Origin of the sequence: Vibrio sp. OPT46 (genome assembly GCF_015163535.1) — a bacterium.
In the GTDB taxonomy this organism is placed as follows: domain Bacteria; phylum Pseudomonadota; class Gammaproteobacteria; order Enterobacterales; family Vibrionaceae; genus Vibrio; species Vibrio alginolyticus.
This window is the reverse complement of the sequence record NZ_JADDYG010000244.1, coordinates 135,036-147,961: the sequence shown is the minus strand read 5'-3', so window position 1 is coordinate 147,961 and position 12,926 is coordinate 135,036. Positions and strand designations below refer to the sequence as shown.

At 43.4% G+C, this 12,926-nt stretch carries 12 protein-coding genes and 2 pseudogenes; 11 read left to right on the top strand and 3 right to left on the bottom strand.

Going from position 1 to position 12,926, the window contains the following annotated elements:
* Positions 1 to 118: 118 nt before the first annotated feature.
* Complete coding sequence (locus IQR33_RS10810) at positions 119 to 1,048, bottom strand: LysR family transcriptional regulator (protein ID WP_193837753.1); 930 nt, start codon at positions 1,046 to 1,048, stop codon at positions 119 to 121.
* A gap of 128 nt (positions 1,049 to 1,176) precedes the next feature.
* Here IQR33_RS10810 and IQR33_RS10805 point away from each other — a divergent pair, with 128 nt between their 5' ends.
* The 4 genes and pseudogenes from IQR33_RS10805 to IQR33_RS10790 all read left to right on the top strand — a co-directional run bounded on the left by IQR33_RS10805 (position 1,177) and on the right by IQR33_RS10790 (position 5,037).
* Positions 1,177 to 2,091, top strand: a complete 915-nt coding sequence (locus IQR33_RS10805; protein ID WP_193837752.1) for an alpha/beta hydrolase — start codon at positions 1,177 to 1,179, stop codon at positions 2,089 to 2,091.
* Between the two features lie 72 nt (positions 2,092 to 2,163).
* Positions 2,164 to 3,102, top strand: a pseudogene (locus IQR33_RS10800) (alpha/beta hydrolase).
* Between the two features lie 205 nt (positions 3,103 to 3,307).
* Entirely contained in the window at positions 3,308 to 3,610 is a 303-nt protein-coding gene (locus tag IQR33_RS10795; RefSeq protein WP_042521903.1) for a hypothetical protein, read from the top strand.
* A 305-nt stretch (positions 3,611 to 3,915) separates the two neighbouring features.
* A complete protein-coding gene (locus IQR33_RS10790) occupies positions 3,916 to 5,037 on the top strand; it encodes an alpha/beta hydrolase family protein (RefSeq protein ID WP_228010083.1) in 1,122 nt (373 codons plus the stop codon).
* Between the two features lie 123 nt (positions 5,038 to 5,160).
* Here IQR33_RS10790 and IQR33_RS10785 read toward each other — a convergent pair whose 3' ends face one another.
* On the bottom strand, positions 5,161 to 5,967 hold the full coding sequence (locus IQR33_RS10785; protein WP_193837751.1) for a sulfite exporter TauE/SafE family protein: 807 nt from the start codon (positions 5,965 to 5,967) through the stop codon (positions 5,161 to 5,163).
* 122 nt (positions 5,968 to 6,089) lie between these two features.
* Between IQR33_RS10785 and IQR33_RS10780 the strand changes: the two genes are divergently transcribed.
* The 6 genes from IQR33_RS10780 to IQR33_RS10755 all read left to right on the top strand — a co-directional run bounded on the left by IQR33_RS10780 (position 6,090) and on the right by IQR33_RS10755 (position 11,390).
* The gene (locus IQR33_RS10780) at positions 6,090 to 6,884 is read left to right on the top strand and encodes an AraC family transcriptional regulator (RefSeq protein ID WP_193837750.1); all 795 of its coding nucleotides are present in this window, start codon (positions 6,090 to 6,092) and stop codon (positions 6,882 to 6,884) included.
* A gap of 339 nt (positions 6,885 to 7,223) precedes the next feature.
* On the top strand, positions 7,224 to 7,892 hold the full coding sequence (locus IQR33_RS10775) for a DUF1826 domain-containing protein (protein ID WP_193837749.1): 669 nt from the start codon (positions 7,224 to 7,226) through the stop codon (positions 7,890 to 7,892).
* Between the two features lie 4 nt (positions 7,893 to 7,896).
* Positions 7,897 to 8,367 (top strand): Fur family transcriptional regulator, encoded by a 471-nt coding sequence (locus tag IQR33_RS10770; protein ID WP_025767649.1) that lies wholly within the window; start codon positions 7,897 to 7,899, stop codon positions 8,365 to 8,367.
* Positions 8,368 to 8,448: 81 nt separating this feature from the next.
* Entirely contained in the window at positions 8,449 to 9,783 is a 1,335-nt protein-coding gene (locus IQR33_RS10765; RefSeq protein ID WP_017821072.1) for a dihydroorotase, read from the top strand.
* Between the two features lie 43 nt (positions 9,784 to 9,826).
* Entirely contained in the window at positions 9,827 to 10,387 is a 561-nt protein-coding gene (locus IQR33_RS10760; RefSeq protein WP_017821071.1) for a carbonate dehydratase, read from the top strand.
* Complete coding sequence (locus tag IQR33_RS10755; protein WP_021707804.1) at positions 10,377 to 11,390, top strand: CobW family GTP-binding protein; 1,014 nt, start codon at positions 10,377 to 10,379, stop codon at positions 11,388 to 11,390. Before IQR33_RS10760 ends, IQR33_RS10755 begins: the two co-directional genes overlap by 11 nt.
* A 207-nt stretch (positions 11,391 to 11,597) precedes the next feature.
* Here the strand turns inward: IQR33_RS10755 and IQR33_RS10750 are convergent, their stop codons facing one another.
* Positions 11,598 to 12,470, bottom strand: a complete 873-nt coding sequence (locus IQR33_RS10750; RefSeq protein WP_053303731.1) for an aspartoacylase — start codon at positions 12,468 to 12,470, stop codon at positions 11,598 to 11,600.
* Positions 12,471 to 12,617: 147 nt separating this feature from the next.
* Between IQR33_RS10750 and IQR33_RS32800 the strand changes: the two are divergent.
* Positions 12,618 to 12,926, top strand: a pseudogene (locus IQR33_RS32800) (peptidase M23); the annotation flags it as partial.

The window sequence follows — 12,926 nt, the reverse complement described above, 5'->3', positions numbered from 1 at the left end:
TACTAACGAGGAATTTGTGATAGCTAAACAATCGGTTGAGCTATTGTAATATATAACGAAAACAGAAAGTTAAAAGCGAGCCTCGTGCTCGCTTTTTTTATTTAAAGCAATTTGGTAATTACTCTTTGAGTTTCAGAGCTTCGCGCTTTTCGATTAAAAAATCCATCAAGACGCGGATTTTTTTCGGCATATGCTCTCGTGAAGGTATATATAAATAAAACCCAGGAAACTCTTTGCACCAAGGTGTCAGAACTCGGGTCAATCTTCCCTCATTTATGTGCTTTTCCACCCATAAATCAATATGCTTCACTAAACCCACACCCTGTATTGCAGCTTGTAACATACTATAGTCATCATTAAAAATAGCATTGCCTTTAGGCTCGAAAACGAGGGTGCGCTTTGCAACATCTGGAGAGGTTAGCGACCAATGATCAATTGTTCCGCTAGAGGTAAAACGATAAGCAAGGCAATTGTGATCTTCTAAATCCTCAGGAGTTTGAGGTAGTCCATTTTGCCTAAAGTATTCAGGAGAGCCCACTATTGCCGTTGTTAACGGCGGAGTAATAGGGACCGCAACCATATGTTCATCTAAGCTTAATCCTAAGCGAATGCCAGCGTCAACGCCTTCTGCGACGATGTTAGAAAACCCATCATCCATGATTAGCTCTAGGCGTATTTTAGGATAACGAGAGAGGAACTCACCTAGATAGGGCTCAATAAGCAGCCGAGCAGCGGTTCTTGATACACTGATACGGATTAATCCCGAAGGCTCAAGATGAGAGTCGTTCAATTCGTTAACGACCTGCTCAATGTTCATCAATGAAGGTTGCAAAATATCAAGCAGACGTTGGCCTTCTTGAGTCAACGACATACTTCTAGTGGTTCTATTGATTAACCGAACTTGTAGCTGTTGCTCTAACGCTTTCAGGTGTTGTGATAAGGCAGCACGGGTTATCCCCATTTCTAAGGCCGCTTTAGTGAAACTGCGATGGCGAGCAATATGTGCAAACCACGTCAGTGATGAAATTAAAGAAGGTTCTATTCTCATTTGTTAAGTATAACTAAACAGTCATGTAGATAAAACGATATTTATCCGAAACAGTGTGTTGACTAATATTACCTCGAAGCTCAGGTCAGCCTGAGATGAACAGTTAACCTCTAATGGAGAATGTCGCTATGTCTAAAGTCACTTTCAAAAATCTCAATGGTCAAGGTATTGAGATTTCAGCGGTTATCAACTTCCCTATAGATTTTGATGCAAGTAAACAATATGCGGCGGTTGTTGTTTCACACCCAGGTGGTGGCGTAAAAGAGCAAACCGCAGGCCTATACGCGAGTAAACTTGCAAAAAGCGGCATAATTGCCATTACGTTTGACCGTTCGCATCAAGGTGAAAGTACAGGTGAGCCTCGCCAAATGGAAAACCCTTACACGAGTACTGAAGACGTGAGCGCAGTCGTCGACTATCTGACAACGTTAGAGTACGTCGATAACGATAAAATTGGCGCAATGGGGATTTGTGCTGGTGCGGGCTATAGTGCAAATGCAGCGATCAATGATCGTCGAATCAAAGCACTGGGTATGGTTAGTGCCGTAAACATTGGCCAAATGTTCCGTAATGGTTGGGATAATTCGGTTAACGATGCTGACGCTGTTGGTTACTTAGAATTTGGTTCGAATGCTCGCACAACCGACACGAATGGTACAGAATTCGCGACTATTCCTCTAGCTCCGATGCGTGAAGAAGATGCCTCAAATGCAGAACTACGCGAAGCTTGGGAGTATTACCACACACCACGTTGTGAACATCCAAATGCGCCGGGTTTTGCTCTAACTCGTAACTTAAATCAGATCATTACTTACGATGCGTACCACAAAGCGGAAGCATTCCTAACTCAGCCAATTCTTGCTGTCGTTGGTAGTGACGCAGGCAGCAAATGGATGAGTGATGACCTGATAGAACGTGCTGCGAGTTCAGATAAAACCTTGTATGCCATTGATGGTGCAAACCATATGTCGCTTTATGATGTTGCCGAATACGTCGATGACGCAGTATCCCAACTCGCATCTTTCTTCCAACGCACTCTTTAATATTCCCGATGAAAGGCTCAATTGCTTCGAGCCTTTCTGCTCTCAAGGCTTTTTACTCTTAAGGTATTGATTATGAATATGCAAAAAATCACTTTTAGAAATGCTGATATGTCTTGGGATATGTCTGAATTAATTTTATTCCCAGAAGGCTTCAATGAATCGAAACGCTACCCAACAATGATAAGTGTTCATCCTTTTGGTAGTTGTAAAGAACAAACATCCAGCGCTGTCTATGGTAAAGCCCTTGCTGAGTTAGGTTACGTCGTGATCGCATTTGACGCGAGCTTCCAAGGAGAATCGGGAGGATTGCCTCGCTACGTAGAAGACCCAAGTCAACGTGTTGAAGATATCAGTCGCGTTATCGACTATGCAGTAACTTTACCATATGTCGATGAGAATAGAATTGGTGGACTCGGTATCTGCGGCGGTGGTGGTTACATGATCAATTCAGCCCTAACCGAAAAGCGCTTGAAAGCTGTCGTAGGTATTACGCCTGTTAACTTAGGCCGCTTGTTCCGTGAAGGCTTTAGTATGTACGACCCTATCGCCAATCTTGAAGCTATGGCTGCACAGAGAACAGCCGAAGCTCGCGGCTCAGAGCTGAAAATCGATGAACTTCTTCCTCCAAATATTGAATTTGCAAAAGAAAATGGATTAACAGAACGAGACGTGTTCGAAGCTACTGAATACTACAAAACATCACGTGGACAAACCGAAGGTGGTGCAACTCGTATGCTGTTTTCACATGCACAGAAAACACTGAGCTGAGATGCCTTTGCATTTGCCGAAACGTTATTGACTCAGCCTGTTATGGCCGTGGTAGGGCAAAAAGTCGGGGCGTTTGGTGCTTATCGTGATGGGCAGGAAATTTATGGCCGCTCTGTTCAATCAAAAGACCGACAGCTGGTTAATTTGGAAAATTGGTCTCACTATGAACTGTATGACCATCCAGAAGCAGTCGGCATTGCAATGGACAAGGTTTCTGCATTCCTTGAAACACACTTAAAATAATCTAATAAGTTAGAAGCGTTTTGTAGAGTTGCAAAGCGCTTATTTTTAACAGCGTAAGATGTAGTTCGAAGCGAGTAGGTCGGTAAATCTTCGTGCGAATAACCTCATCTACAGGCTATTGACTAAATACCACTGCCAAATACTGTTTAAGACAATGTACACTGAAACCTAATTAAAGGCGTTAGATAGGAATGAAGTTTAATTTATGCGCAAATCAGATAAGAAGGTCGAGAATCTAATTAGAGAAGTGTTGACCGAAGTTTGTGAAGATACGCTAAAAGGCTACGATGGCTTTCTTTGGGTGACTCATACCGTCAAATTCTCTTCTTTTCCACAAAGCTTAGAAATAGTCTGCGTCTTCGAAACGAAGCAAGATCGAGCTAACTTTTTTGAAGGAGAGGGCCGCCAGCATGTTTCCACAACTATTCAAAAGGCATTTAATAAGGCAGGAGTGCAACTAAAGAACGTCAGTAAGCAAATCAGTTACGATACAAAACAAAAGCATTAGCGCAGGCAGCAATGGTCCGTAATAAAATGGTGCTTGGCTACCTTGCTATAAAAATGCAAAGGGCACTGGATGGGCAATGAAGCTTCGGCTCACTTAGATATACATCGGTGTAACTATGAGTTATGGAGTTATGGAGTTATGGATTGTGAATACGGTTGGTTTTCTAATGTTGCCTTAAGAGGCCATGATTAGTCGTTTACAATGAGTAAAGTACAAACTTCTGCATGGTGGATATCCGCAGAAAATTATTGAAAAGAAAGGCTCTAGCTGGAGCGGTCTATCATTTTCTTTGGGTTACCTCGACTATGAATAGCTTAATTGCTATGTTTCGCAAAATATATGGATATTCTTCTGCTCGTTATCTTCAGATGCCGTGCAGAAGAATGTGTTTGCCGGCTGAGGGAAAAATGAAAACCAAAATAATAATGTCTTTTCTACTCGCTACATTGTGTGTCAGTGTCAGCGCCAGTACGAATGAGCCGAAATACCATTCTGCGCTAACAGTCAAAACGGGATTCAGTGAAGACAGAGACAAGCCTGTGGAAGTCTATTATTGGTATCCCACCACGAACGAAAAAAACAACTTCTCGTTTGGTAGGGGGAACATTTTTAAATCAGTCGAAACGCAGTTAGATGCCCCTTTAGCAAGTGGAAAATTTCCCGTTGTGCTTTTGTCGCAGGGCGGAACACGGTCAGCGTTTTCCCACAGTGGTTGGATAGCCTCGAGCCTGGCGCAACAAGGTTATGTCGTTGTGGTACCAAAGCCTCCTGCACCGAACGAAATCAATGCAGAAATGGCTGTTGATGAAATCACATTCAGAACCAGTGATTTGGTGCTTGGGCTGAACGAATTAAGTTCGGTCGGGATACTGTCCGGAGGCGTAGATACTGATGCAGTGCAGGGGGTCGGCTTTTTTCTGGGCGGCACATCTATGCTGATGCTCTCCGGAGCTCAAATAAGCCCGGAGAAATATCGAACATCGTGTCACAACGCCACCAATGTAGACTGTCATTGGTTACGTGAAAATAACGTTGATATTACCAGCATCCCGGATCAAAAATTCCCCCGATTTCAGTCTGAAAACAAACTGAAATCGGTCGTCGTTATCAACCCTGAGCTAACGAAAACTTTTGTCCCTGAAACTCTGGCCTTGATGAACAATGCTATCACCGTGGTGGCGCTCTCTGATCGGCTACATCCCGCACTGACACCAGCCGAATCACTTGTTGCTCTTCCCAATGTGACATTTCAAGAGATCCCCAGTGCGAGTCAGTTTAGTGCGTTCTCAGAATGTACTGAGCGTGGCATTAAAATTCTCGCATCAGAAGGGGAGGAAGCACTTTGCCAGGAGCGTGACGAGGTTTCCAGAAAGGACAATCATCAGCACATTTTGGATGTAATTCTGGCCAGGTTAACAAAGTCATAAGAGTGCAACAATGAGGAGCTTTCTTACACATTGTGTGCTTGGACCAGCAAAGCGAGAAGTAAGTTTTTGCAGGCTTATCCTTTCACCATAGTGCAAGGCCTACTAGTGACCGTGTTATTTGCTCTAACTAAGTACTTGTACCAACATTTTGAAACTTAGAAGAACACACAAAATACCAACGATTTTCTTAAGAACTTTATTTGGGAAATACGCTGCACAACGCACGCCGAGGCTAGTAGTTAAGTAGCTACTAATGGAGAAGCTGAGCATTGCAGGAAGGTATATGTATCCTAATACTAAGTTGTTCCAATCTGTGTTTCCCCATCCGTTTAACATGTAACCGAGGCTTCCTGACAGCGCGATAGGGAAACCTATCGCAGCAGAGGTACCAATAGCACGTTTTACCTCAAAATTTTGCTGGACAAGATAGGGGATGATCAACCCCGCACCGCTTATAGAGACAAGTGCTGATACAGAGCCAATCACCGAGCCTACAGTGATATTACCGATAGCTCCATGTGGGCTCGGGTTGTACTCATTTTCAGTGTTGAGGAACATCTTATAAGCAACATACAACATGAATACGCTAAAAAAGCCTGCCAGATAGACTCCTTGTAGATACGATGCTACGAATGTGGCGCAAAATGTTCCGACTAGAACTCCGCTCAACATTTTTCCTACCATTGTCGAGTCTACATTCTCTTTTTTGTAGTGAGCGCGCATGCTGCCCAATGTTGTAATAATCATCGAAGCCATTGATGTCCCTAACGCAAGATGCACTACTTCCGTATCAGCTATTCCCTGTAGTGAAAATAGAAACGCAAAAATAGGGACGGCCATTCCACCACCACCCACACCAACGAGTCCAGCGAGAAAGCCAATGCCCAAGCCTGCTGTAATGTAATAGATAATAAAGATAGGTTCGTTCATGATGGTTCTGCCTTCGATAAAATGATCGTTGCTAAAATGTTACTCGAACGCTAACTTGCTATGGTAACGTTAAGAGGACAGAAAATAATGAATAATGGCCAAAATGGAATTGAGTAAATAAAGTGACAAACTCTGATTACAGCGAATGGAAAAATGGCGCCGCACTGATCGCTAAGGAGTGGCAGCATGAAAGGAGCGACTTCAACCATTTGGATCAACGGCCACATAATTGGCACAGTCATCATCGAGGCCAGTTACTGTGTATAGATGAAGGGCTAATACAGGTAAAAACCGATGAAGGAACGTGGATACTACCACCTCACCGAGCTGGTTGGATCCCCCCGGGTGCGATGCACAGTGTTTATTTTTGTGGTTCTCTGAAAGGTCGTTCATTACTGTTTACTCCAGAGAGTTGTGAGCGGTTTCCAATGAGACCTTGTGTTATCCAAATGAGCGATGTGTTGAAAGCCCTATCGGTTAGAGCATCGATATGGAGCAAAACAGACGATCTATCCATACAGTCTTTACGTATTCTCGCCGTAATATCCGATGAAATCGTCAGTAGCCCTCATGAGTCACTCCACATCCCACTGCCCAGAGAGCCGAGACTGCAAAAAGTTACTCAAGCAATTTTAATAGACCCAAACAGCAAGCATTCTGTAGAGCATTGGGCCAATATTGGGGCAGTCTCATCTCGGACGTTAAGACGATTGATTCGAAGTGAGTTAAACATGAGTTTTAGTGAATGGCGGCAACAAGTACTGCTAATACATTCATTAGAAATGATAGCTCGAGGGGAATCGGTGGGAGATATTGCACATGCTTTAGGTTATTCGACGCCCAGCAACTTTATCGCGATGTTTCGTCGGGTCTATGGCGATTCACCTACGCGTTACTTTTCTAATCGCGGAATATAATTTCCGTGCTCGCATGCTCATGATGTTCCCCTAATTATTTTTAATCAAAAAAGGTAAATATTGAAAAGATTAATTGTTATGTTATAACATTGCTTTGTTTGGGGCTCTACAATTTGTTGTTTAAAGAATTGATCTCACAACCAGTAGTCTCCTATTGAGAGAGAGTAAACGTTGATTTCTTCACAAGCGTTGTCTGACTTGACTCTACATGGGGTGGGACTGTGTCAATATGTCCGTGAACTAGAGCGAAATCGTAACGATTACTAGGTCTCATAGCCCTAGAAAATCAACGTTATTAAAACCTTTACCTGACCTTTTTAACGCTTGGGAGGAAGATATATGAGCATTGATGTAGTTGAGAACCCGCTTCGTGTCCAAACAACATCATCGTTGGCGATATCGACATCAGCGAACATACTTAGCGACATCTACAAACCAGAGCACAATATTGCCATATGGCAGCGAACGCTCTCGAAAGAGTTGACGAAGGACATTAATCTGATGCTGGCACAGGAGCCTAGATTGGCACTGGTACAAAGTGTCACGCCAGATGATGCTGCACAATGGGTACGAAGCAAGTTAGAGGGCTATGCGTGTGCTGATGCGCTGAGTGAAGATGTTGCTTTAATCGTCGATATGTTCTGCTGTTTGTTTGAGGTTAAAGAAGCAGGTTTGAGGCTAACTCGCCTAGACAGCCCGATCTGCCCGAAATTTCACTTTGATCGTGTGCCTTGCAGACTTGTCATAACTTATACCGGCCGAGCGACCGAATGGTTAACCAACGATACCATTGATCGCACTAAACTCGGTGCCGGTAGTCTTGGTCAACCTGATCACCTATCGGGATTATACGACTCTGAAAGTGCAATACGACGAATGCAGCCTGGCGATGTTGCCCTGCTCAAAGGAAGTGGTTGGGAAGGCAATGAAGCCACTGGAGTTATACATCGCTCTCCACATGTTGCAGACAATGAACGTCGCTTACTACTCACATTGGATTTCATCTAGAGATATGAGAAAGCTCAAAACGGTAGATGACGTCATGAAGCAGGTAGAGAAAATCTGCCTGCTGCGAGGTAAACAACTTACTACTAAACGGAAATTGATACTGACTTCACTACTATATGCGGAGAAGCCGCTTTCTGCCTACGAACTAGTTGACTACTGCAATCACAACTTTTCTCAAAACATTCAAGCGATGTCGGTTTATCGAATACTAGATTTCCTTGAAGCAGAGCACTTCGTCCATAAGCTCAATACATCTAGTAAATACGTCGTTTGTTCTCAAATCGCGTGCGATCAGGAGCATGGCGTTCCACAGTTTTTGATTTGCTCTCAGTGTGGAAAGGTTAGTGAAATAGCGGTTGAAGCCAATGTTATTTCTAGCGTATGTGCGAAAGCGATACAAGAAGGCTTCACTGTTCTTAGCCCACAATTTGAGATTTCCTGTGTTTGCGATGAATGCGCAAAGCGCCCGCTATGAGGCGGACACACGATTTCCCCTTATAGCTTCACAAGGTGACCGAGTATTGGCCACCTTTTCAAATTATCTAAAGAATGAATTATGTCAGCAACATTGATTAAAAACGCTCGGGTGGTCAACGAAAGAGCCATTACCGAAACAGATTTACGTATTGTTGATCAAAGAATTGACAAGATTGCTACTAATATATCCGTACAACACGGAGATATTGTAATTGATGCTAAAGGGGCTTATTTACTGCCAGGCATGATTGACGATCAAGTGCATTTCCGAGAGCCAGGGCTGACACATAAAGGCACAATTGCAAGTGAGTCGCGGGCAGCGGTGGCCGGCGGTATTACAAGCTACATGGAAATGCCCAATGTTAGTCCGGCTACAACGACTATTGACTCGTTAGAGCGCAAGTTCGCTCTCGCTAAAGAAAGCTCGTTTGCGAATTATTCTTTCTACCTCGGTGCAACCGAAGACAATCTTGAACAGATTAAACAACTTAACCCCAAACAACATTGTGGTGTGAAAGTATTTATGGGGGCATCAACAGGAAATTTGTTAGTCGAAGATCCGCAAGCGTTGGAGTCAATTTTTCGTGACTCTCCAGTACTCATTGTTACTCATTGTGAAAGTGGGACTGTTATTAAACAAAACCAGCAAAAGCAAAGGCTTAAGAAGCCAGGTTTCACTATCGAAGACCATCCCATTTTGCGTGACGAAGAGGCCTGTTACGCTTCATCTTCTTATGCGGTAGAACTTGCCAAAAAGTATCACAGCCAACTGCATGTGCTGCACATCACAACGGCGAAGGAGCTAGCACTTTTTGACGAGGGAGACATTCGAGATAAATCAATCACCGCGGAGGCTTGTGTTCACCATCTTTGGTTCAGCAACAAAGATTATGGCGCTCTTGGTAATTTGATCAAATGTAATCCTTCAATCAAGTTTCCTAGTGACCGCGATGCGTTGTTAAAAGCGTTAAATACGGGGCAAATAGATATCATTGCAACAGATCACGCTCCTCACACTTGGCAAGAAAAACAAGTGCCTTACGAGCAGGCTCCAGCCGGACTGCCGTTAGTTCAGCATGCGTTACTTACTCTCTTCGAGCATGTCCGTTTAGGTCATATGAGTTTGACTCAAGTAGTCGAAAAAACTGCGCACAACCCGGCCATTCGCTATGGCATTCAAGGCCGAGGTTTTATTCGTGAAGGTTACTACGCCGACTTGGTGTTGGTTGATGCTCATACCCCAACACGAGTTAGCAACGAAAACAGTTTATATCACTGTGGTTGGTCGCCTTTTGCTGGACATGAATTTTCAGCTCAAATTCAAAAGACTTGGGTCAATGGCGCGCTAGTTTATGCCAATAACAAAGTCATCGATAAACCAGCTGGAGCGATGCGTTTATCCTTCAATCGTTAAGTCGCTGACCGTAAAAAAGAGCCATAAACAAACTGGAAGCATTATGTTAAGAAGAAACCCAACGGGCCATATGCCACAGGTGTCCTCAACAGCCTTTATCGATCCAACCGCTATTATCTGTGGCAAAGTCATTATTGAGGATAACGTTTTTATTGGACCCTATGCTGTTATTCGAGCTGACGAAGTTAATAACCATGGAGACATGGAAGCTATCGTCATCAAACGTGACACCAATATCCAAGATGGTGTCGTAATTCACTCTAAGGCAGGGGCTGCGGTGACCATTGGTGAGCGCTCATCCATTGCTCATCGTTCGATTATTCATGGTCCTTGCCAGGTTTGTGATGATGTTTTCATTGGCTTCAACTCCGTCGTGTTCAATAGCGTCATCGGTGAGAGGTGTGTTATTCGTCATAACTGTGTCGTCGATGGCCTCGATTTACCCGCTTATTTCCATGTACCACCGATGACCAATATTGGTGTCGGTTTTGATTTAGAGAGTATCTCTAAAGTGCCGCCAGAATATTCAGCTTTTTCCGAATCCGTCGTTTCTGCCAACCATGAACTAGTCCAAGGCTACCGGAGAATTGCCAATGAACTTTAATAAGCCACTGATTTCGCGAGTGCCGACTAACATCATCACTGGCTTTCTCGGGGTGGGGAAAACATCGGCAATAATGCACTTATTGACCCATAAACCGAGTCATGAACGTTGGGCTGTATTGGTCAATGAATTTGGCGAAGTTGGTATTGATGGCAGCTTGTTACAAGGCCAAAAAAAACAACAAGACCAAGTGTTTATTCGAGAGGTCCCCGGGGGATGTATGTGCTGTGCAGCAGGTCTTCCGATGCAAATCGCCTTAAATCAATTATTGTCTGAAGCAAGGCCAGATCGATTGTTGATTGAGCCTACAGGCCTTGGTCATCCTAAAGAAGTACTGCAAGTGCTATCGACCGAGTATTATCGTCAAATTCTCGCTTTGCAAAAAAACATTACTTTAGTCGATGCACGTAAACTATCGGATCCTAAGTACACTGAGCATGAAACGTTTAACCAGCAAATCACTATCGCAGATACAGTGGTAGGTAATAAGCGCGATCTCTATCAAGATGAAGATGAGCAAAAGCTGACGGCTTATATAGCAAAGCTCGGTCTGCGGGAAACAAAAGTGATTTTCGCTGAACATGGCGCTATCCCTTTTCATGAATGTGAGGGAGCGACTCGTATTGACGTGCAAAAAACGCCCTCTGTTCTTTATCGTGAAAGAGAGAAAAAGTCACTTGTTCCTGAGTTGCCTATGCCTGAGAGTGGCATTCTAAAAGCAACCAATCAGGGGGAAGGTTTCTACAGTATCGGTTGGCGTATCTCCGCTGAAAACGTGTTCGATCATCAAAAGCTGAGATTATTGCTGCTCGACCTCAAGGTCGAACGAATGAAAGCGGTTTTTATCACGGGAAGCGGTATTTTTGGTTACAATCTAACATCAGATGGACTCACAGAGTTTGAACTAGACGAGTGTTCAGAAAGCCGCCTAGAACTGATCTCTTCCGGTCTAGATGACCAATTTGAAGATAGATTATTTCGATGTTTGGAGAAGGCATCATGATAGAAAAGAGAAAACTCTCCTTTTAACCATAATGTCTTACCTCCTTAAAATTCTAGTGGGGTTTCTTTTAAAGCTGCGCTTAGGGCACTTATGCTGCCGTATTAGGGTGGGGTTAGTACCCGTATTTTCTGCCTATGCGGTTCAGGCACAGTTTTATTCATGGGGTGAGGTATCCACGTTACACGTGGCCTAATTACTTGCTTTAAGTTACACGGAAGAAACACGTCTTTTTTTAGCGAGGGCCATTGCTATATTTGCGGTACTGTAGGCGCTCTCATTGATAAAGTGCGGGTAAATTTCCCCTTTGCCATTCCAATGGATATCATAACCAGCGAAAGTCGCTAATAAAGGTGCTCCTGGTTTGACCGCCTCAAAATCTCTGCCACAAATAGTAGGGTGTACTAGTGCTTGCCGCATACCCTCTTGATCAAGTGGAACCCTGATTTCTTCGGTGTAAAAAAACGCCTCATAATCGCTCAGTAAGCCTATTTGGTTGAGGTTGTGCTTTTCAACATAGTCCAATACTGCGGTAAGCATCTGTTTCATCAACTCCAACGTACTGTACTCTAGCGCACCATGTGCTTGCGCCCCGACCTCAATCATTATTCCATATTGCCCAGCAGTACAAAGGTAAGGTTGCTCTTGCCATTCTTTTCGCTCTTCGAAAAGGATATGTGCTGATGGCATTCGTTGTTTGACGTACGCGCCCAGTTTCCGATAAAACACATCGTTAGAAAGCAAAATCAACGTCGCTCCCATATTGCTTGTTGTATTGTGCAGGTCAACAATCAACAGTTTTTCTTGGTTTGCATATTTCTCGATAAATTGATGTGCAATCTTGCTTTCATGCAAATCAGGACAATGATTGCTATTCATTGCTGAGAACTCGCGATTTAAGTCTGTATCGATGTATCGGACGTTGTGTTTTACTGCTTCGGAGTTTGCGATGATCGAGCAGGCTGAAAAGGTTGATCTATTGACAGAGTAACGTTTTTCTTTGATTAGTTTATGTAAATAAATACCAGAAAGTTCGTTTCCGTGTGTTCCTGCAACGATCAGTGCTGAATTGAATGTGTTCATTATTGATCCTTCTCAAAGAGAATGGGTTGAATGACTGGTCTTCTCTTAGCCAATCCAGTGAACTGAATAAACGTTTACTAAACTGAGTAAAAACAATCCTAGATATGTTATAACATAACAATCGTTATTATTGTTACTTAGTTTCTCATGAGTCAGTTTAAATTTATTGCTTTAATCGTTGCTGTGTTTTGTTTTTCGGTCGCTTTGCTTCTACCTACAGAGGATGAGCCAAATCAAGATAGTCACAGCGTTCAACTGAATCAAAGCAGTGATTCGTCACCACCTCCATCATCAAAGATAGTGGTTCCCTCAGATGTCAGTTTGACTCCGTTGCCTAAACCTAAACAAATACACTATATAGTTAAAGTGGGAGATACGCTCAGTGGTATCTTCGCTCAATTGGGTCTCTCTTACGGTATTTTGCAGCAAATTCTCTCAGTTGATCTTGATCACCTG